The 20924-nt window shown below is 49.2% G+C and carries 21 protein-coding genes and 3 tRNA genes; 13 read left to right on the forward strand and 11 right to left on the reverse strand.

Annotated features, from left to right (window positions below):
• Positions 1 to 7: 7 nt before the first annotated feature.
• From uvrC to gap, 6 genes are all read left to right on the forward strand, one after another.
• Complete coding sequence (gene uvrC, locus H591_RS0100955; protein ID WP_022965069.1) at positions 8 to 1834, forward strand: excinuclease ABC subunit UvrC; 1827 nt, start codon at positions 8 to 10, stop codon at positions 1832 to 1834.
• A gap of 38 nt (positions 1835 to 1872) precedes the next feature.
• Positions 1873 to 2433: a CDP-diacylglycerol--glycerol-3-phosphate 3-phosphatidyltransferase gene (gene pgsA / locus H591_RS0100960; protein WP_022965070.1), complete on the forward strand. Its 561-nt coding sequence runs from the start codon at positions 1873 to 1875 to the stop codon at positions 2431 to 2433.
• A gap of 67 nt (positions 2434 to 2500) precedes the next feature.
• Positions 2501 to 2576: transfer RNA gene (locus H591_RS0100965), tRNA-Gly, on the forward strand.
• A gap of 42 nt (positions 2577 to 2618) precedes the next feature.
• Positions 2619 to 2692 (forward strand) — tRNA-Cys (locus H591_RS0100970).
• Between the two features lie 276 nt (positions 2693 to 2968).
• A complete protein-coding gene (locus H591_RS0100975; protein ID WP_022965071.1) occupies positions 2969 to 3619 on the forward strand; it encodes a COG3650 family protein in 651 nt (216 codons plus the stop codon).
• A 38-nt stretch (positions 3620 to 3657) separates the two neighbouring features.
• Positions 3658 to 4656 carry a type I glyceraldehyde-3-phosphate dehydrogenase gene (gene gap / locus H591_RS0100980; RefSeq protein ID WP_022965072.1) on the forward strand — a complete coding sequence of 333 codons (999 nt, stop codon included), beginning with the start codon at positions 3658 to 3660 and terminating at the stop codon, positions 4654 to 4656.
• A gap of 132 nt (positions 4657 to 4788) precedes the next feature.
• Here the strand turns inward: gap and H591_RS0100985 are convergent, their stop codons facing one another.
• A complete protein-coding gene (locus H591_RS0100985) occupies positions 4789 to 4992 on the reverse strand; it encodes a SlyX family protein (protein WP_022965073.1) in 204 nt (67 codons plus the stop codon).
• Positions 4989 to 5420: an HIT domain-containing protein gene (locus tag H591_RS14565; RefSeq protein WP_022965074.1), complete on the reverse strand. Its 432-nt coding sequence runs from the start codon at positions 5418 to 5420 to the stop codon at positions 4989 to 4991. The genes H591_RS0100985 and H591_RS14565 overlap by 4 nt, the downstream gene beginning before the upstream one ends.
• Before the next feature lie 248 nt (positions 5421 to 5668).
• Here H591_RS14565 and H591_RS0100995 point away from each other — a divergent pair, with 248 nt between their 5' ends.
• The 3 genes from H591_RS0100995 to H591_RS0101005 all read left to right on the forward strand — a co-directional run bounded on the left by H591_RS0100995 (position 5669) and on the right by H591_RS0101005 (position 9786).
• Positions 5669 to 6955, forward strand: coding sequence for an OprD family porin (locus tag H591_RS0100995; protein WP_022965075.1), 1287 nt, complete (start codon positions 5669 to 5671; stop codon positions 6953 to 6955).
• A 182-nt stretch (positions 6956 to 7137) separates the two neighbouring features.
• Positions 7138 to 8853, forward strand: coding sequence for a proline--tRNA ligase (locus H591_RS0101000; protein WP_022965076.1), 1716 nt, complete (start codon positions 7138 to 7140; stop codon positions 8851 to 8853).
• 6 nt (positions 8854 to 8859) lie between these two features.
• Positions 8860 to 9786: a hypothetical protein gene (locus tag H591_RS0101005; protein WP_022965077.1), complete on the forward strand. Its 927-nt coding sequence runs from the start codon at positions 8860 to 8862 to the stop codon at positions 9784 to 9786.
• Positions 9787 to 9805: 19 nt separating this feature from the next.
• Here the strand turns inward: H591_RS0101005 and H591_RS0101010 are convergent, their stop codons facing one another.
• The 9 genes from H591_RS0101010 to hemA all read right to left on the reverse strand — a co-directional run bounded on the left by H591_RS0101010 (position 9806) and on the right by hemA (position 17307).
• Positions 9806 to 10276 (reverse strand): regulatory protein RecX, encoded by a 471-nt coding sequence (locus H591_RS0101010; RefSeq protein WP_156853098.1) that lies wholly within the window; start codon positions 10274 to 10276, stop codon positions 9806 to 9808.
• A 70-nt stretch (positions 10277 to 10346) separates the two neighbouring features.
• A complete protein-coding gene (recA, locus tag H591_RS0101015; protein WP_022965079.1) occupies positions 10347 to 11390 on the reverse strand; it encodes a recombinase RecA in 1044 nt (347 codons plus the stop codon).
• Between the two features lie 70 nt (positions 11391 to 11460).
• A complete protein-coding gene (locus H591_RS14570) occupies positions 11461 to 12009 on the reverse strand; it encodes a CinA family protein (RefSeq protein ID WP_022965080.1) in 549 nt (182 codons plus the stop codon).
• A complete protein-coding gene (locus H591_RS0101025) occupies positions 12009 to 12527 on the reverse strand; it encodes an acyloxyacyl hydrolase (RefSeq protein WP_028244088.1) in 519 nt (172 codons plus the stop codon). Before H591_RS0101025 ends, H591_RS14570 begins: the two co-directional genes overlap by 1 nt.
• A 31-nt stretch (positions 12528 to 12558) precedes the next feature.
• A complete protein-coding gene (gene murI, locus H591_RS0101030) occupies positions 12559 to 13353 on the reverse strand; it encodes a glutamate racemase (protein WP_022965082.1) in 795 nt (264 codons plus the stop codon).
• Positions 13346 to 14101: a molybdopterin-synthase adenylyltransferase MoeB gene (locus H591_RS0101035; RefSeq protein ID WP_022965083.1), complete on the reverse strand. Its 756-nt coding sequence runs from the start codon at positions 14099 to 14101 to the stop codon at positions 13346 to 13348. Before H591_RS0101035 ends, murI begins: the two co-directional genes overlap by 8 nt.
• 13 nt (positions 14102 to 14114) lie before the next feature.
• The gene (gene prmC / locus H591_RS0101040) at positions 14115 to 14954 is read right to left on the reverse strand and encodes a peptide chain release factor N(5)-glutamine methyltransferase (protein WP_022965084.1); all 840 of its coding nucleotides are present in this window, start codon (positions 14952 to 14954) and stop codon (positions 14115 to 14117) included.
• Positions 14955 to 14959: 5 nt separating this feature from the next.
• Positions 14960 to 16042 carry a peptide chain release factor 1 gene (gene prfA / locus H591_RS0101045; protein WP_022965085.1) on the reverse strand — a complete coding sequence of 361 codons (1083 nt, stop codon included), beginning with the start codon at positions 16040 to 16042 and terminating at the stop codon, positions 14960 to 14962.
• Entirely contained in the window at positions 16042 to 17307 is a 1266-nt protein-coding gene (gene hemA / locus H591_RS0101050) for a glutamyl-tRNA reductase (RefSeq protein ID WP_022965086.1), read from the reverse strand. The genes prfA and hemA overlap by 1 nt, the downstream gene beginning before the upstream one ends.
• Before the next feature lie 234 nt (positions 17308 to 17541).
• Here hemA and H591_RS0101055 point away from each other — a divergent pair, with 234 nt between their 5' ends.
• The 4 genes from H591_RS0101055 to H591_RS0101070 all read left to right on the forward strand — a co-directional run bounded on the left by H591_RS0101055 (position 17542) and on the right by H591_RS0101070 (position 20902).
• Complete coding sequence (locus H591_RS0101055) at positions 17542 to 19260, forward strand: tetratricopeptide repeat protein (protein WP_022965087.1); 1719 nt, start codon at positions 17542 to 17544, stop codon at positions 19258 to 19260.
• 13 nt (positions 19261 to 19273) lie between these two features.
• Positions 19274 to 19891 (forward strand): lipoprotein insertase outer membrane protein LolB, encoded by a 618-nt coding sequence (lolB, locus tag H591_RS0101060; RefSeq protein ID WP_022965088.1) that lies wholly within the window; start codon positions 19274 to 19276, stop codon positions 19889 to 19891.
• Positions 19892 to 19896: 5 nt separating this feature from the next.
• Complete coding sequence (gene ispE, locus H591_RS0101065) at positions 19897 to 20796, forward strand: 4-(cytidine 5'-diphospho)-2-C-methyl-D-erythritol kinase (protein ID WP_022965089.1); 900 nt, start codon at positions 19897 to 19899, stop codon at positions 20794 to 20796.
• 31 nt (positions 20797 to 20827) lie between these two features.
• Positions 20828 to 20902 (forward strand) — tRNA-Gln (locus H591_RS0101070).
• Positions 20903 to 20924 lie beyond the last annotated feature (22 nt).

A 20924-nucleotide genomic window follows, 5' to 3' on the forward strand; every position in this document is an offset into this window, starting at 1 on the left:
TTAGCCCATGACCACAGCCAACTTTGATGCCTCAGCTTTTTTACGCACCTGCACCCAGCACCCTGGCGTGTACCGGATGTTTTCTGCTGATCAGCAACTACTGTACATCGGCAAAGCTAAGAATCTAAAAAACCGTCTCAGCAGTTACTTCAAAACCACAGTCAACGCACCGAAAACTGCAGCGCTGGTGGCGAAAATCGCCAGTATTGAACTGACCGTCACTGCCAATGAAACCGAAGCATTGCTGCTTGAGCAAACACTGATTAAGCAATGGCGACCGCCTTATAATATTTTGCTGCGCGATGATAAAAGCTATCCCTATGTCATTTTGTCGAACAACGCTTTTCCACGCTTAGGCATTCACCGCGGCAGCAAAAAAGCATCGGGCAAATACTTTGGCCCATACCCAAGCTCCGGGGCCATTCGCGAAAGCCTCAGCCTGCTGCAAAAAGCCTTTAAAGTACGGCAATGCGAAGACAGCTTTTACAACAATCGCAGCCGCCCCTGCTTGCAGTACCAGATCAAGCGCTGCAAAGCGCCTTGCGTAGGATTGGTTGATGCGGATGAATACGCTGAAGACGTGCGCCTTTCTGTAATGTTTCTAGAAGGTCGCAGCAACGCGCTGACCGATGAGTTAACGCGCAACATGGAGCAAGCTGCCGAGCAATTAGAGTTCGAAAAAGCCGCAGCGGCGCGCGATCAAATTGCTTTATTACGCCGCGTACAAGATCAGCAAAGCATGGAAAGCGGGCATGGCAATGTCGATATTATTGCTGCAACTGTGACGCCAGGCGGCGCCAGCGTGCATGTGATTAGCGTGCGCGATGGTCGCGTTTTAGGCAGCAACAATTTCTTTCCACAAGTGGCGATTGAAGAAGAAAGCGCCGATGTCTTAGCTGCTTTTACTGCGCAGTATTATTTAGGTCAGAAAGATCGCGACTTTCCAAGTGAGTTGATTGTCAGCAGCGATCATCCGGACTGGCCTGCCATTGCTGAAGCGATCGCGCAGCAATCGGGGCATATTCTAGGCATTCGTCACCGCGTCCGCGGCACCCGCGCACGCTGGCAACAAATGGCCATGACCAACGCAGAGCAAGCACTGCAAGCGCGCTTGGCCAATCGCATGCAAATGAGCGCACGCTTTAGCGCCTTAGCCAAAGCACTGGATCTTTCCGAACCGCCTGCCCACTTAGAATGTTTTGATATCAGTCACTCCAGCGGCGAAGCCACCGTAGCCTCATGCGTAGTCTTTGGCCCTGAAGGACCCCGCAAATCGGATTATCGTCTGTACAACATTGAGGGTGTTACCGCCGGCGACGATTATGCAGCCATGCGCCAGGTACTCTATCGCCGCCTCAGCAGCGCTTTAGAAAACAACGGCAAGCTGCCAGACGTATTACTGGTTGACGGCGGTAAAGGCCAGCTCAATATGGCCCGCGAAGTCTTCGCGGAGCTGAAAATCACCCAAGTTTTATTACTTGGCGTGGCTAAGGGCGTCACGCGAAAAGCCGGCTTTGAAACCTTATATATCAATGACAGCGCCACACAATTAAATTTACCCGACCACTCGCCAGCGCTACATTTGATTCAACAAATTCGCGATGAAGCACACCGCTTTGCCATTACCGGTCATCGCGCCCGTCGCGGCAAAACTAGGCGCACTTCAGTTCTCGAAGGTATAACAGGCGTCGGCCCCAAACGCCGCCGCGAACTGTTAAAATACTTTGGCGGCTTGCAAGAATTGTCACGCGCCAGCGCAGAAGAAATCGCGAAAACACCAGGAATCAGCAAAACTCTGGCCGAGTCCATATATAGTGCTCTGCACAAAGCGTAAACTCTCCTTTTCATTCTTTACCAAGAAAGAATTATTTAATGAATATTCCAAATGTTTTAACCCTGATGCGCGTGGCTTTGATCCCCGTGTTTATTCTATTATTCTGCCTGCCCTTTTCTTGGAGTTACTGGGCGGCCAGCGCAATCTTCGCTTTCGCCAGCTTTACTGACTGGCTGGACGGTTATTTAGCTCGCCGTTTAAATCAGAGCACTCCTTTTGGTGCTTTTCTTGATCCGGTCGCCGACAAGCTTTTAGTGGCCGTCGCTTTAGTGCTTTTAGTCGCTGAACACACCAATTTATGGCTGACGCTGCCAGCGATTATTATTATCTGCCGCGAAATCATGGTTTCTGCTCTGCGTGAGTGGATGGCGGAGATTGGCGAGCGCGCACAAGTTGCTGTCTCCAGCATCGGCAAATGGAAGACGGCCGCACAAATGGTTGCGTTAATTATCTTACTAGCCAACCCACCAGCCTTTAATGCTTGGGTCATCGGTGGTTATGCGCTACTGATTTTATCGGCAGTGCTGACTTTGTGGTCAATGACCCAATATTTACTGGCAGCAAAACCGCACTTACACACCAACCAACAAGAAGATTAACTTTTTTTAATCAAGGACTTGACTAAATCTTCTGAAGGGCTAGAATAGCGCCCGTCACCAAGACATTGCGGGAATAGCTCAGTTGGTAGAGCACGACCTTGCCAAGGTCGGGGTCGCGAGTTCGAGTCTCGTTTCCCGCTCCAAATTGTCATCAAGAATGCCGCTTAGTGCGGCGTTTTTGTTTAGGCCGGGTGGTAGAGTGGTTATGCAGCGGATTGCAAATCCGTGAACGCCGGTTCGATTCCGGCCTCGGCCTCCAATTTAAAAGCCCTTAAGTAGCAATACTTAGGGGCTTTTTTACATCTGTTAAAACTCAAACAGTTACACAGCAAGCTCGCCTAGCGCAAATTCAATACAAGCGTCGTCACTGCATTACGCAATCTACAAATTCGCCTCAACTCAGTTGCTGCTACCACTGCACTGCGGTAGCTTCAGTAAGGCAAATGAACCGACAACTAAATAATCACTCAAACTATTTATACAGACTGATCGCACAGTCTGTAATCTGCAGCAAGTACTGACATGGAGATCTTACGTGAGTCTTTTTTTACGCTTATCCAGCTTAACCTTAATAACTATCACACTCAGTGCTTGCCAGCTTTTATCAACAACCAGCAGCTCTTTGCAGCAACCTTTACGCCTGCAAGGAACCCTTACACAGCTTAATGATCAATGGTTCCTACAGCCCTGTGACGCGCAAGAGCGCTACACACTCATAGCCTCTGCAGAGCTTAATGAAGAACTCAACAGCCTAACCAGCGAAGCACCCAATGGGTTATTTGCCGACCTCAGTGGCGAACTTGACCCGAGACTAGGTCACTTTACTGCAGTCGAGCGTTATCGCTTACAAATCGAAGGACATGACTGTGGTGATACTGATTTTGCACGCCTTCTGCTGCGCGCCAGTGGTAACGAACCGTTCTGGTCGATCTTGCAAACGCCAAAAGGTTTGATTCTTAATCAAGCTGGCGAACCTGCACTAGCGCTACCCTACATTGAAGAGCAACTGCCTGATGGTAGTTCTCAGATCAGCACACAAGCGAACAATCAAAATCTGCAGTTATGGATCACACCAAAGCAGTGCATCGACAGCATGAGCGGCACTGTGCATCACTTAAGTGCCCGACTGCAGCTGAATCAGCAAACTTTCCAAGGCTGCGCCGCGTTCGGAGCTCTACGTAATTAAAGCCTGCCGTGCATCAAATAAACTCAAGGAGAGTCACAATGCTACGAATTGCAATTAATGGTTATGGACGCATCGGGCGCAATATTTTGCGTACTTTATTTGAGCGCGGTTTACACACCAAGCTACAGATTGTGGCAATCAATGACTTAGGTGACGCTAAAATATTAACCCACCTCACCCGCTTTGATTCAACCTTTGGCCGCTTTGCTCACCCTGTACAATTGAGCGGTGAGAATTTACATGTTGGCAATCAATCGATTCGACTATTGAGCCAACCAGACCCAGTGCTCCTGCCATGGCAGCAACTCGGCATAGATGTAGTACTGGAATGCACGGGCAGAATGAAGCAACGCCATCAAGTCGAGCAGCATCTGACTGCAGGTGCTCGACGCGTGCTTTTAGCCCACCCGTTAGACAGTGCCGATTTGACTGTCGTCTACGGCGTAAACCACCACTTACTTGGCAGCCAGCAGATTGTTTCCAATGCTTCATGCACCACCAATTGCTTAGCACCACTGGCCAAAGTTCTACATGAGTCAGTCGGCATTCAGCAAGGCATGATGACAACGGTACACGCTTATACCAATGACCAAAGTTTGCTCGATAAAAGTCACGCCGACCCCTATCGAGCTCGAGCAGCCGCACACTCTATTATCCCCACCAGCACCGGCGCGGCCAAAGCCATTGGCTTAGTAATTCCTGCACTAGCAGGCCGCCTAGATGGCATGGCTGTCCGCGTACCCACACAAAACGTATCACTGGTTGATTTAAGCTTCATCGCAGAGCGCGACACCAGCCGCGAGGAAATCAATAACATTCTTAGTACTGGTGCAGAGAAGCTTCCGCAAGGCGTGATGGAGTGCAATGACCGACCATTAGTCTCTTGCGACTTTAATGGTTACCCTGTGTCGTGCGTCGCTGATCTCAGCCAGACCCGCGTGCAAAACAAGTTTGTTAAAGTTCTCGCTTGGTATGATAACGAATGGGCCTTCGCTAATCGCATGTTGGATGTACTGACTACTTGGCGTGGCGTCTAATTTAATTAACTCACGCATCAGTCACGATATGCATCAAAGGATCAACAACTACAGTCTCATCGCTGGCTTAACCCAGCCAGCGATGAGCGCTTGCTCGCCCTAGAGAGAGAAGCAAAAAACGTACTAGTCTTATTAATAATGCGGCGGTGGATCATTCGGAGTTTCTTCAAACTGATTGTGCAAATCATTTTGACGCTGCGCCAATGCTTCAAGCTGCGCTTCAAGCCGGGTAAAAATCCGCTGCTGCTCAACAATCACATCATTGAGCGCTTGAATCGTGTCATCTTGAAAAGCCTGCCGCACTTCTAACTCAGCAATACGCGCTTCAATACTCATACACTCACCTCTATTGCCTGCCAGTATCCATTGAATGCGGCCTGCAAACGCGCACGCATGACTGCCAAGGCTTCATCAGTATAACCTTGCGCCGCACCGTTACCCCACACCGGCGCTGGCCAAGCAGCGTCATCTTGCATGCGCACAACCACATGCATGTGCAGTTGCTTTACCACATTGCCTAAGGTTGCAATATTGATTTTGTCGGCCTGAAAAACATCCTTTAACACCTGCCCAACATGACTGGTTTCTTGCCAAAGCTGCTGTTGCTCGGCGGCTGACAGCTGAAAAACCTCACTCATATCAGCACAGCGCGGCACCAAAATCAGCCATGGATAACGACTATCATTCATCAATAAAACACGGCACAACGCCAAATCACCTAGCGCAACAGTATCTTTAAGTAAACGCTCATCCAGTTTAAACATAAGCAACCTCTCGCTATTTTTGCTTTACATCAATTTGCCTTCATTATTCCCAGCGCAACTATAAGTGGTTTGTTGAACAAGTACGCAAAAATTCATACAACAGTCTGAATACTAGCTGAATGAATCCATTTCCGGACTCGCAACATAATTGAAATACATTTATGATGTGCCTCGATAAATAAGGAAAGTCCTGCCAGCAAACAATTTGCGGGCAAAGCAATCTTCGAAACCGATCTAGGAGCATGATTATGCAAATGATTAAGTTGAGCGTTATTGCCCTCGCAGTAGCCGCAGCAAGCACACAAATGGCAGTTGCTAGCCAGCAATCAGAGTCAAATGGCTTTATTGAAGACAGCAGCCTAAATGCGCATGCGCGTGCTCTTTATTTCAACCGTGACTTCCGTAACGACAGTGGCAGCAGCAACAACAGCTACAACGAAGAATCAGGTCTTGGCTTAAAAGCCATTTATGAGTCTGGCTTTACTCAAGGCACCGTAGGTTTTGGTGTTGATGCTTTTGGTTTACAAGGTATCAAACTGGACAGCGGTAAAGGTCGTCATAGCAACACTATGTTCCCAACCGAACGTAACGGTAAAGCTAAAGACAACTACAGCCAAGCTGGCGGTGCAGTAAAAGCTCGTATTTCAAGCACCACGCTGAAGTACGGCGAGCAGTTTGTTGACCTACCTGTACTTTCAACTGACGACTCTCGTCTTTTGCCACAAACTGCAACCGGCTTCTTAGTTACCAGCAACGAAATTGAAAACTTAGAAGTACACGCGGGTCACTTCACTGCTTTAACAGCAATGGATGCAGTATCGCATGACAGCTCCAATGACGGCTTATTAAAAGCTTTAGATTTAGTCGGTGCGCGTTACAACTTCACTGATAACTTAAGCGCTGCTTATTACTACTCAGATGCAGATCTGAAAGACAACAAAACCAACAAAAAGCATTACATTAACGGTAATTACACCTTGCCTTTGGCTGATGCGCAAAGCTTAAACTTTGATTTCAATATGTATCAAACCAAGTTTGATGAGAAATCTAAAAGCTCTGACCGAAACACGGCTTTCAGCCTAGCAGCAGCTTATAATATCGCAGCTCATACCTTCACTGCTGGTATTCAGCGCATGAGCGGTGATCGTGGTTATGACTATGGCTACGATGGTGGTGGCTCTATTTACCTGCTTAACGATGTTCAGAAAGGTAGCTTCACGGGTAAAGACGAGAAATCTTACCAAGTTCGCTACGACCTAAATATGGACACTCTAGGTGTTCCAGGCCTGAGCTTTATGACTCGCTACGCTCGCGGTTCTGATATTGACGCCTACGATAATAAGACTGGTGATCGCTTAACCCAGAACGGCAAAAACTGGGAGCGTGACATCGAAGCTAAATACGTTCTCCAGAGCGGTGCAGCTAAAGACCTGTCCTTCCGTTTACGTCAAGCCACTTACCGTGCTGAAAGCGCAGTGGGTACTGATGTTGATGAAGTACGCCTGATCGTTGAGTACCCATTAAGCATTCTATAATGCTTATTAGGTAGCTTGCGTCATTCAAGAAACCCAGCCTCGGCTGGGTTTCTTGCTTTTAAAGACATCTTTAGTAAAAGCTATTACTCACCTATATTTAGCAAACGCAGCGTCATTCTTTCCCCGCATAAATGCGCTACAATAGCCGCCATCTTTAACTTCATTCAGTGTAGATATTTCTCATGCGCACCAGCCAGTATTTGCTTTCCACGTTAAAAGAAACTCCAGCCGACGCAGTAGTGATCAGTCATCAGCTAATGTTACGTGCCGGCATGATCCGCCGCCTTGCTTCTGGCTTATACACTTGGCTGCCGCTGGGTTTACGCGTGTTACGCAAAGCTGAAGCTATTGTCCGTGAAGAAATGAACGCGGCTGGCGCACTAGAAGTTCTGATGCCTGCCATCCAACCCGCAGAGTTATGGCAAGAGTCTGGACGCTGGGAACAATACGGCCCCGAGTTACTGCGTTTAAAGGACCGTCACCAGCGCGAGTTCTGTGTTGGTCCAACCCATGAAGAAGTGATTACTGATTTAGCCCGTAATGAGCTCAACAGCTACCGTCAGCTGCCAATCAATTTTTACCAGATTCAAACCAAGTTTCGTGATGAGATTCGCCCACGCTTTGGTTTAATGCGCGGTCGTGAATTCATTATGAAAGATGCCTATTCTTTTCATACCGATCAAGCATCATTACAAGATACTTACGATCGCATGCACCAAGCCTATTGCACTATTTTTACCCGCCTCGGCTTAAACTTCCGCCCTGTGGAAGCTGACACTGGTTCAATTGGCGGCACTGGCTCCCACGAGTTCCATGTACTGGCTGAGTCGGGCGAAGATGATATTGCCTTCAGTACTGCTTCTAACTATGCGGCCAACATTGAAAAAGCTGAAGCACTGCCACGCGAAAGCAGCCGTGGCGCCGCTACAGAAGAGTTGCGCTTAGTCGATACCCCCGACACAAAAACCATTGAGCAATTGGTTGAGCATTTTTCTATTGCTATCGAAAAAACCATTAAAACCTTAATTGTCCGTGGCGCTGAAGAAAACACCTTAGTGGCACTGATTGTGCGCGGTGATCACAGCCTTAACGAAATTAAAGCAGCCAATCACCCTGCCGTAGCAAGTCCACTTGAGTTTGCTTCTGATGCTGAGATTTTAGCCGCTTGTGGCGCCAATCCCGGCTCATTAGGCCCTAAAGACCTGAATATTCCTTGCATTATTGACCGTTCAGTAGCCTTTATCAGCGACTTTGCCGCTGGTGCCAACCAAGACGGTAAACACTGGTTCGGCCTGAACTGGGAGCGCGATTTAGCCCTACCTGAAGTTGCAGACTTACGTAATGTGGTAGCAGGCGATCCTAGCCCTGACGGACAAGGCGTACTAGAAATCAAGCGCGGCATCGAAGTTGGCCATATTTTCCAGCTCGGTACAAAATACAGTGAAGCGCTCAATTGCACTGTGATGGGCGAGAACGGTAAACCAGTGACCTTAACTATGGGTTGCTACGGTATTGGCGTGTCCCGAGTGGTTGCCGCAGCCATTGAGCAAAACCATGACGAGCGCGGTATTATCTGGCCTGCGGCTTTAGCGCCATTTGACGTCGCGATTGTGCCAATGAAGTACGATAACCCAGAAGTACAAGCCGTCACTGACCGCCTCTACGAGCAGCTAACTGCCGCAGGCTTTAGCGTTTTACTGGATGATCGCGATAAGAAAACCAGTCCTGGGGTGAAGTTCGCTGACATGGAACTGATTGGTATCCCGCAACGCGTGGTCATTAGTGAGCGCAGCATTAAAGAAGGCACCTTAGAATATAAAGGCCGCCGCGATACCGACAGCCAACACATCGCCATTGACGATGCGTTAAGCGTCATTAGCCAGCAACTGCGCGCTTAGGACTTTATGCTACGTACAATTAACCAACCAAAGCTCATCAGCCTATTCTGCCTGAGCTTTTTGCTTGCCAGTTGCGCCAACCACCTGCCGCCACGCAACGAACACGAGGATCGCATTGAGCGCGTCTTGCTCAGCCACGAACTGCAGATTGATGCAGGTGCGGCGGCTTTAGAGCTGCCGCGTCGGCGTGTACGAGTGGTTGAGCAGCAGACATTTGAAGCGACTCATTTTGCGGTAACCCGCACTTATGAGCGCTATACACCTTATCAAGGCTGGCGCGAAGTCTACGAGATACCCTTAGGCGCTATTGCTGTGGTTGCTGGTATTGGCGCTAATATTGTCAATATCGCAGCCCTAGGCCGCTTACCAGAGCGTGTCACCCGCGGCTGGATTAACTACGGCATCGATGGTCTCAATCCTGTGATGAACGTTGAATCCAATGGTCGCGCACAACAAAACCTTGCACGCGTGACTGATGTGCAAACAGATAAACGTATTGAGAGCAACAACCTACCCTGGGCAGAGCGCAGCGTTGCTGTTTTTGCTGGCGAGCAGGAATATGCACTGATAACCAACGCGCTTGGCTATGCAGATATTAACTTGTTAGATGAGCCCTTCAGCGATACGGACTTATCACAGGTACAGCAGTTACTAATCACCGCTGAGGACGAAAATCACGCCATCAAAGGACAAGCTGAGTTGGCTTTAAGTAGCACTCTGCGACAAAAACTAACGGCTGCGCAGCCGCTTATTTTCGCCGAGCTTGAAGATAGCGATATTAGCGATTGGGTATTTCGGATCAAAAAACTTTCAACTCTCGGATTCGAGGAAGAAGCCAACAACCTCGAACAGAGCTTGTTGTTTCTAACGCGTAACGACCCTGACTTACAGAAAGACTTTATTGCTTTGTTGTTAAACAAGACACCTCGCTAGCCCACTTAATCAAATGAGCTCACTCCTCATCACCAGAGTAATAGCTATTCTGGTGATCGAGTAAGTGGCGTACTGCATCCATCGTATAACCACGCTGGAGCAAAAAGCGGCTTTGCCGCGCCTTATCTTTTAAATCAACAATCTGCCCTGAAAAACGACGTTGCCATAAATCGTGCAATTGCGCCTGCCAATCAACATCAGCCTCACTCAAAGCTTGCTCTATCAGCTCACGCGACAAGCCACGCTGTGCCAGCTCTTCGCGGATACGCATCTGCCCTCGCCCAGCGTTGGCTCTACTGCGCACATAGCTTTCTAAGTAGCGCTCTTCCGACAACAAACCATCATCAGTTAAACGCTGCAGCTCAACCTCGATCATCTCTGCATCAGCGCCGCGCAGACGCAGCTTGCGCGCCAGTTCAACATGGCCATGCTCACGTCGTGCTAATAAGTTCATTGCAGCTCGGCGGATCGAAACCGGAGTGTCTAACATTTTTTCCTCACAAAAAAACGGCATGAATGCGTTGCATTATGCCGTTTTTATACATCAGTGAATTGCTCGATTATTCGTCGATTTCTTCTACGCTAACAGCTTCTTTCTTCTGTCCTGAAGATGGCGCTGGGGCCAGCAACTGATCACGAATTTGCTGCTCAAGGGCTTTGCAAAGCTCTGGATTTTCTTCTAAGTAGCGCGCAGAGTTGGCTTTACCTTGACCAATCTTAGTGCCCTGGTGACTGTACCAAGCACCTGACTTTTCAAGCAGGCCTTGCTGCACCGCGAGATCAATGATTTCACCATTACGGTAAATACCTTTGCCGTACAGAATCTGGAACTCAGCCTGACGGAAAGGTGACGCCACTTTGTTTTTAACCACTTTCACGCGGGTTTCGTTACCCGTGATTTCATCGCCTTCTTTTACCGCACCAATACGACGAATATCTAAACGTACAGAAGAGTAAAACTTCAGCGCGTTACCACCCGTAGTAGTTTCTGGGCTACCGAACATCACACCGATTTTCATACGAATTTGGTTAATGAAAATCACCAAACAATTGGCATTTTTGATATTACCGGTGATTTTACGCAGCGCTTGACTCATTAAACGCGCTTGCAAACCAACGTGGGTATCACCCATGTCACCTTCAATTTCAGCTTTCGGCACCAATGCAGCAACGGAGTCAATAACGATCACATCAATGGAGTTAGAGCGCACTAACATATCGGCAATTTCTAGTGCTTGCTCACCGGTATCGGGCTGCGAAACATACAAATCATCAACATTCACGCCTAACTTACTTGCATACTCAGGATCAAGCGCATGCTCAGCATCAATAAAAGCACAGGTCGCGCCAACTTTTTGCGCCTCAGCAATAACCGATAAAGTCAGTGTCGTTTTACCTGAGGATTCAGGACCATAAATCTCAACGATACGGCCCTTAGGCAGACCGCCAATACCAAGCGCAATATCCAGGCCTAGTGAGCCTGTAGAAATTGCTGGAATTGCTACACGCTCATGGTCGCCCATGCGCATAACAGCACCTTTACCGAACTGGCGTTCAATTTGACCAAGCGCAGCCGCTAAAGCTTTTTTCTTGTTCTCGTCCATTATAAATCCTCTCGTTACAATTGGGCGGCGCCCTAAATACTGGATAACTAACCAGCATTATCCACAGTCTTTATTGATTAGGCAAATGTTTCTTTAACCATTGCTGCCAAGTATTCGCCGCAAGTCCTTCCACTACACACAATAGACCAGCTAAAGCGGCTTGGACGGTTTGCTGACGAACGGCTTGGCGATCACCAGCAAAGTGCCAACAACCTGACTGCACCTGCGCACCGTGCGCCCAAGCGACCCAGACTGTGCCGACAGGCTTGTCTGGACTACCGCCGCTAGGCCCTGCAACACCGCTAACGGCCACAGCATACTGCGCGTCAGCTAACTGCTGAGCACCGCGTGCCATGGCTTCAACAACGGCCTGACTGACCGCACCATCTCGCTGCAAATCACTTTCAGCAACCTTCAGCACACGCGTTTTTTGCCGATTGGAATAGGTAACAAAGCCCACTTCAAACCATGCTGAACTGCCGGCAATGCGCGTAATAGCTTCAGCAATACCACCGCCAGTGCAGGACTCTGCGGTGCTGACTGAAGCCTGTTCAGCCAATAGTTTTTGCCCCAACTGTTCTGCAAGGTACGTAATAGTCTGCCACTGCAGCTGATCCATTACAGAGCAACACGGTAATGCAAGCTGTAGGCTTCAATACCATTATTAGGTTTTTTTAAGCCCGCATTCGAATAATGGATAGCACGCAAACCAATGGCATGATTATAGAAACGCACACCCACACCAAAACGGTCTTCAAACTGGAAGGAGCTGCCAAGACGCCGGCTTTCAATACGCGTATTTTCAAACAAAGAAACACCAATACCTGCTTCCAAATAAGGTTTAAAAACATCGCCATTAAACTCATAAACCAAAACCGGACTGACCGAAATACTGTGATTGTCAGACTCTTTATCACCTTTCCAAAAGGTGTAACCGGCATCCCAATAACCCGTTAAAGCACCTACATCCGTTTGCCACCAGCGTGACTGGAATTCTTTTTGTAAACCTATGCGTACCGTCGAAGTCGACTCTTTAGTACGACCCACCGCTCCAGTCAACTCGATAGCAGCCGCCTGCTGAGCAGCCAAGCCTAACAACACAGTCGCAATACTACTCATCATAAATAACCGCATGATTTCTTCCTTATTTTTTCTTGATTTTTATGGTTTAAAATCCTAACGCACGTACTGATTGCTCTGTAGGCCAGAGCAACGCTAAAGTTTGTTCAGTTTTATACACATCCCCGCTACCATAAAAACGATCAACTGGTAGCTGTGTATCAACTAACAAACCTTGCTTACCTAGTTCACTCTGTAAGCGCCGAGCTACCGCCTTACCGGTATCAATCAGCTGCACGCCATTTGGGACTAAAGTTTGCAGTAAAGGTTTCAACAACGGGTAATGAGTGCAGCCTAGAATCAGCGTGTCGCAACCTGCTTGCAATAGAGGCTCAACGTAACTGTTAAGTAAATTTCGTGTGACAGCACTGTCTAACTGCCCTGCTTCAATCAGCTCGACCAGACCTGGACAAGGTTGGGTGATGACGTCTACGTCACTGGCAAAGCGCTCCAATAAAGCGGCAAAGCGCGCACTGCGCAAGGTACCTGTAGTGGCTAATACGCCAATCTTGCCCGAGACTGAGGCCAGCACCGCTGGTTTTACTGCGGGCTCCATGCCAACAATCAGCAATTCTGGCCAGCGCTGGCGTAATTCAGTCACAGCAGCAGCTGTTGCGGTATTACAGGCAACCACTATCGCCTTCACCGGTTGTGCCAATAAAAACTCAGTAATGGCAATGCTACGCTGAACAATAAATTCTGGTGACTTTTCGCCATAAGGGACATGCGCGCTATCGGCGATATAAATCAATGATTCACTCGGCAGCAAACCACGAATCTCATTCAGCACTGAGATACCGCCTAAGCCGGAATCAAACACACCAATCGCTGCATGTTTATCCATGTCGCACTCCACACACTTTGCACTGCGGATCACGACGAACCTTAAGTTCACGAAAACGACTGCTTAACGCATCCACCAGCAATAAGCGTCCAATCAATGGTTCACCAAAGCCGGCAATAATTTTTAGCACTTCCAGAGCTTGCAAGCTGCCAATCAAGCCCACTAAAGGGCCCAGCACACCTGCTTCACTGCAGGTTAAACCTTCTTCTTCACCATCACCAAACACACAGTGATAGCAAGGGCTCTGCGCATTGTTTGGGTCATACACACTGACCTGCCCATCAGCGCGAATCGCGGCACCGCTGACCAGTACTTTCTGCGCAGCAAAACACGCTGCATTGAGCTGGCTACGAATGGTGAAGTTATCAGTGCAATCGACCACCACATCAATCGACTGCAATAAATTTGGCAGATTTTCTGCCGTCAATTTATCACTGATAGCCTGCACCGCAATGTGTGGATTTAATCCCTGCAAACGCGTCTGCGCCGACTCTACTTTCAAAACACCTAAAGCCGCCGTGTCATGGACGATTTGTCGCTGCAGGTTGGAGACATCGAGGGTGTCAAAATCTGCTAAATACAACTCACCGACACCCGCGGCCGCCAAGTACAAAGCGACCGGTGAGCCCAAACCACCAAGCCCTACGATCAACACTTTGCTATTTTTTAAGCGCAACTGCCCTGCGACATCCACGTGATTCAAGAGGATTTGTCGGCTGTAACGCAGTAATTCTTCATCATTTAACATGGAGTATGATGACCTAAGATAAGGATGGCAGACGCCCTAAACTGATTCTTTGATGACCGGACAAATCACGCTGACTGCTAACATCAATAAAGCCTGCCTGCTGTAATAGTTCACGCACAGCACTGGCTTGATCAAAACCATGCTCCAGCAGTAACCAACCATTCGCGGTTAAATAAGACGGCGCTTGGGCAATAATCAAACGTATATCATCCAGACCATCAGGGCCAGAGACCAATGCACTGAGCGGTTCAAAACGTACGTCACCTTGCTGCAAGTGCGGATCGTTATCAGCAATATAAGGCGGATTACTCACAATCAGGTCATAGCGCTGAGCGGTTAAAGCACTGAACCAATGGCTCGACAGAAACTCGACATTAGCCAACTGCAGTTGGCGCTGATTGTTTTGCGCTAAAGCCACCGCTGATTCAATACGATCAACACCAGTCACTGCCCATAACGGCCTCTCACTGGCTAACGCCAAGGCCAGTGCGCCAGTACCGGTACCTAGATCGAGCACCTTAAGCGTGCTACTGGCATCAGCTAACTGCAAAGCAGACTCGACCAATAACTCAGTGTCGGCACGGGGTATTAAGGTGTGTTTGGCGACTTGTAGATCCAGCGTCCAAAAACCTTGCCGCCCTAACAAGTAAGCGACTGGCTCGCCGCGCTGACGGCGTTCGAGTAAAGTCATAAAAGCTGCAACCTGTGCTTCAGTTACAGTTTTATCGGGCCAAGTATAAAGGTAGCTGCGCGGCTTCTCGAGAACAAAAGCTAACAGCAGTTCGGCATCGAGCTGCGCAGTCGGCGAATCAATCTGCGCAGCATGGGCTAACAACTGATCAATTCGCGTCATAAAAGTTAATCGCCTAAGGCAGCCAGCTGATCAGCTTGGTACTCAAGTAACAGCGGATCAATCACTTGCTCGAGACTGCCACCGAGCACATCAGCCAACGAATACAGAGTGAGATTGATCCGATGATCAGTAACCCGTCCTTGGGAAAAGTTATAGGTGCGAATGCGCTCAGAGCGGTCACCGCTACCCACCAAGGACTTGCGCGTCGCCGACATTTCTTGGGCGGCAGCGCTGGTTTGCTGATCTTCTAAACGTGCAGCCAACCAACCCATGGCTCGGGCGCGGTTTTTATGTTGCGAACGCTCTTCCTGACACTCAACCACCATGCCGCTTGGGATGTGGGTAATACGTACCGCCGAGTCAGTTTTGTTAATGTGCTGACCACCGGCACCAGAAGCCCGGTAAGTATCCACACGCAAATCAGCCGGATTGATTTCAATCGCCGCTTGTTCATCAGGCTCAGGCAAAACCACCACGGTGCATGCTGAAGTGTGCACACGTCCTTGCGATTCGGTTTCTGGCACACGCTGCACCCGATGCGCACCGGATTCAAACTTCAAACGGCCATAGACATTGGCCCCTTCGACACGGGCAATCACTTCTTTATAACCGCCATGTTCGCCAGCATGCTCAGAGAGAATCTCGACGCGCCAACCTTGACGTTCGGCGTAGCGCAAATACATGCGCAATAGGTCGCCGGAGAAAATCGCCGCTTCATCGCCACCAGTGCCAGCACGCACTTCAAGAAAGACGTTACGGCCATCATTCGGGTCTTTTGGCAACATTAAGCGCTGCAAGTCGGCTTCAATGGTTTCTAAAGAGGCACGGCACTCGGCCACTTCTTCAACAGCCATCTCGCGCACATCTGGATCTGCATCTTTCAGCAAGGCTTGCGCCTCTTCAAGATCACTGCGGGTTTTACGCCAGGTTTGGAAGACCTTAACCACAGGCTCAACCTCAGCATACTCTTTAGAGTAAGCGCGATACTTGGTTTGATCACTGATCACCTGTGCATCACCAAGCAGCGCAGTGAGCTCTTCGTAGCGTTCTTGCAGACGGTCCAAACGATTGACTAACGACGCTTTCATTAATTCGAGTTACCTGTTGTTAAGCCAAATAATTCCTGCGCAACCGCCAGCGCTTCACACCGACCATCTGCAGACAAACGCTTTAATTGCACACTGGGCGCATGCAATAACTTATTGGTTAGACCGCGCGCCAATGCCGCCAGCGCATCTTCTGGCGAAGCACCATTGGCTAACGCCCGTTGCGCTCGCGCTAATTCTTCATCGCGCAAACGCTCGCCCTGCTGGCGATAGGCACGCAACACATCGACCGCTTCCAGTTCACGCAAACGCTGCATAAAGTCAGAAGTGCCTTGCACTACCAATTCTTCAGCTGCTTTAGCTGCGCCTTGACGGCTTTTTAAATTCTCGGTAACCACTTCATGCAGGTCATCCACGCTGTACAAATACACATCATCAAGTTCGCCCACTTGCGGCTCAATGTCGCGCGGCACAGCAATATCAACCATAAAAATCGGTTTGTGCTTACGTAATTTCAATGCCCGCTCAACAGCACCTTTACCTAGAATAGGCAGCTGACTTGCTGTCGAACTGATAACAATATCACTGCGCACTAAGGCATCTGGAATATCTGCTAAGACAATCGCTTCTCCAGAAAACTCATCCGCCAAGAGCTTGGCGCGCTCTAAAGTACGGTTGGCAACAATGATTTTTTTAACGCCTTGCTCATGTAAGTGGCGCGCAACCAAAGTTATGGTTTCGCCAGCACCCACCAGCAACGCCTGACTATGACTTAGATCGGTAAAAATTTGCTTAGCCAAACTGACCGCAGCGAACGCCACAGATACCGGGTTCTCGCCAATGGCTGTATCGGTGCGCACGGTTTTGGCAGTACTAAATGTAGCTTGAAACAAACGGCCTAATAAAGGTCCTAGAGTGCCAGCCTCTCGCGCCACCGCATAGGCTGTTTTAATCTGTCCTAAAATCTGCGGCTCACCAAGCACCAAAGAATCTAAACCACAGGCCACACGCATCATATGGCGAATGGCTGCATCATCCTCGTGCACATAAGCGCAGGCGTGCAAATCCTCGACCGGTACGCCATGAAACTGCGCCAACCAATCGAGCACTGCTCGCGGCTGTGCACATTCCATTTCCAGATACAGTTCGCTGCGGTTGCACGTCGATAAAATCGCTGCTTCTCGACTGCCCACGACCTGACATAGCTGACGCAACGCTTCAGCTAGTTGCTCGGGACTAAAGGCCACGCGCTCACGGACCGCCACTGACGCCGTTTTATGATTAATTCCAAGTGCTATAAAAGCCATGCATCGTCGCTAAAGATGTTTAAAGCGGGCAATTGTCCTACTTCAAAGCCTTCAGAACAACCTCCCAAAACAAAAGCCAACATTGAGTGTCAGAAAAAACATATATTTAGACTATCACATGCACAGCCGATCACCGTATAAGCAACGCTGCGAGCATATAATTGTAGCCAGAGGCGCGCGATTTCTCTGCCTGTGTCATGATGTCACTATTCTAACTTGTCTTGCCTTGTACCTATGAATAAATATTTGAGTCTTATTTCCGTCGCAGTGCTGCTATCTGGCTGCCAAAGCTTCAACACCGACACTGCCAGTCCGGCGGTGGAGCAAGCTGCAACTGCAGTGACGCCAGCCAGCGAGCCTGCAATTGCCAGCGTTGAATTCACTGAAGACAGCTTGGTCAGCCTGTTAACCGCTGAAATTGCTGGGCAACGTGATCGTTTTGATATTGCTTTAGATAATTATAGCCAGCAGGCGCAAGCCACCGGTGATCCCGGCGTCGCTGAACGGGCGTTTCACATTGCCGAATATCTAGGCGAAGACAAAAACGCCCTAAATAACGCTTTGATCTGGGCCAATGCCGCACCGGACAATCTAGAGGCACAGCGTGCAGCAGCGATTCAGCTGGCACAAGCCAAGCGTTATGACGAAGCCATGACGCGCATGGAAAAAGTTTTATTGGCGCAAGGCGAAACGCAATTTGATTTCTTGGCGTTGTCTGCAGCGCAGTCTGACCGCAAAACGCGCCAAGCCTTGCTACAGAGCTTTGATCGCTTATTGCTCAAACAACCAAACAATCAGCAACTGATTTTCAGTAAAGCTATTTTGCTCAATCAAGATGATCGCAGCGAAGAAGCATTACAGTTACTTGAAGATCAACCCCGAAAAAACGCAGTCGCCGCAACGATTTTATTAAGAGCGCGTTTACTCAATCAACTTAATCGTGGTGAGGAAGCCTTACCTTTATTACGCAATGCATTAAAAAAACAGCCGAACGACAACCGTTTGCGTATGACCTATGCGCGCCAGCTGATTGAGCTCAATCAGCTAGAAGAAGCTCGCGCTGAGTTTATTGAACTGCTACAGCAATCACCCGAAGATGACGATCTACGCTTCTCTTTAGCATTGATCAACATGGACCTAGAAGCATGGCAGGAAGCTCAGGTTTATCTTGAAGGGCTGATTGATCGTGGTGCTTACGGCGATGCTGCGCAATACAATCTCGGTCGTGTCTTTGAGGAACTACAGGACCCTGAACAAGCTTTAATCGCTTACACACAAGTACAAGGCGGCAATAACTATTTAGCCGCTCAGCAGCGCATTGCCAATCTTCTGCTCGCTGAGCAACAGGTCAAGGAAACCGCGACTCACTTTGAACTGGAGCGCGCCAGCAATGCCGATGCCTTCATCCCTTTATATTTGATTGAAGCAGAAGCTCTAGCCAACCATGACCAGGTTGAAACCGCTTGGCTACGCATCAATCAAGCGCTAAAACAGATCCCTGAAGACCCAAGCCTTTTGTACACCCGTGCGATGATTGCTGACAAACGTAACGACTTGGCACAACTGGAAGCCGACTTACAATTGATCATTGAGCGCGATCCAAATAACGCGATGGCTCTGAATGCACTCGGTTATACCCTCGCCGATCGCACTGATCGTTTAGAAGAAGCGCGCCAGCTGATTGAGCAAGCACACTTACTAGAGCCTAACGACGCAGCGATTACTGACAGCTTAGGCTGGGTCTATTACCGCTTAGGCGATTTGCAAAGTGCTGAGCGTCTGTTGCGCGAAGCCTTTAACGCTTTTCCTGATGCTGAAGTAGCTGCACACTTCGGCGAGGTGCTCTGGCAACTGGGTAAACGCAAGCAAGCCCAGCAAGTGTGGAACAAAGCGCTAAAAAGCCAACCTAACAACGCTGTCCTGCTCGAAACAATGCAGCGACTCTCTCAGTAGGAGTTATTCATCGATGCGTTTTGCTACTTTTTTACTCGCCAGCCTGCTGCTCACCCTCAGCGGTTGCAGTCGCTTCGCCACACAAGAGCAACTCTCTGGCAGCGGCCAAGCCAGCTCATGGCAGTCGCACAAGCAACAGATCACACCGGTTGACGCCTGGCAAATCAACGGCAAAATCGGCATTCGCAGCGAGAAAGAGTCAGGCAGCGCGGTATTATTCTGGCTGCAACGCCAAGACTACTTTGATATCCGCTTATCCGGCCCACTCGGTCAAGGTTCAACACGCTTAATCGGCCGTCAAGGTGCAGTCAGTCTAGAAATCGCCAATCGTGGCACCTTTCAAGCAACCTCTGCAAAAGAGTTGATGCAGCAACAGCTTGGCTGGAGCCTACCGGTTGAACATTTGCTTTGGTGGGTACGCGGCTTACCGGCGCCCTACAGCAAAAGCAAATTACAACTGGACAGCAACAGCTTGCTGGCCAAATTGGAACAGGACCAATGGCAGGTCGAGTACCTGAGCTATCGAACTGAAAACAACTTACAACTGCCAGAGCGCATTAAACTCAGCGGCGCCGGCTTGAACATCACGCTAGTCATCAAAGAATGGCAAGCACGGCAACTGGGTCAGTAACAACCATGCACCATACAACGTCAAACACAGCCCTGAAACCGCCTAGCGCTGCCTCAGCAGAGCTCAGCCTACCTGCCCCAGCCAAACTTAACTTAATGCTGCACATCGTTGGTCGCCGAGCCGATGGCTACCATTTACTAGAAACCGTCTTTCAGTTTCTTGACTACGCCGACACGCTACATTTTTCCGCACGTGACGATGGCGAGATTATCTTGCACAGCACGATTGACGGCGTCGCGCACGATGACAATTTAATTGTCCGCGCCGCACGTTTATTGCAAACAGAGAGCCAATCCAAGCTGGGCGCGGATATTTGGCTGGATAAAAAACTACCGGTAGGCGGCGGAATCGGTGGCGGCAGCTCTAACGCAGCGACCACTTTAGTCGGACTGAATCATCTCTGGCAGACTCAATTATCACTGGAAAAACTTGCTGAACTAGGCTTAAGCCTAGGTGCTGACGTTCCAGTATTTGTCCTAGGGCGTGCAGCATTTGCGCAAGGTATCGGTGAAAAGCTGGAACCTGTCGATCTGGCAGAACCGTGGTATTTAGTGGCTGTGCCGCCTGTTTCGATCAGCACTGCTAAAATATTTTCCGACCCATGCTTGACAAGGGATACGCCTGTCACTAACATGCGCACCGTTCTCAAGCAAAGCGGTCACAACGATTGCCAAGCGGTAGTTGAGAAGCGTTACCCAGAAGTGCGTAATGCTTTGATCTTGCTAAACAAATTTGTTAAAGCTCGATTAACTGGAACTGGAAGTTGTATATTTGGGGGCTTCCCAAACGAACAACAAGCTGCTAAAGTAGCTACCCAGATTTCAGAGTCACTACCAAGCTTTGTAGCACAAGGGGCAAACATCTCGATGTTGCACCGAGCACTGCAAAACTTATCTGAACACTGATGATAGACATTGTGAGAATGTAAAACTCTACAGGGGCGTCGCCAAGCGGTAAGGCAGCAGGTTTTGATCCTGCCATGCGTTGGTTCGAATCCAGCCGCCCCTGCCACATTACGAAACCTTCGTGGTTT

The sequence above is a fragment of the Denitrificimonas caeni DSM 24390 genome, assembly GCF_000421765.1.
In the GTDB taxonomy this organism is placed as follows: domain Bacteria; phylum Pseudomonadota; class Gammaproteobacteria; order Pseudomonadales; family Pseudomonadaceae; genus Denitrificimonas; species Denitrificimonas caeni.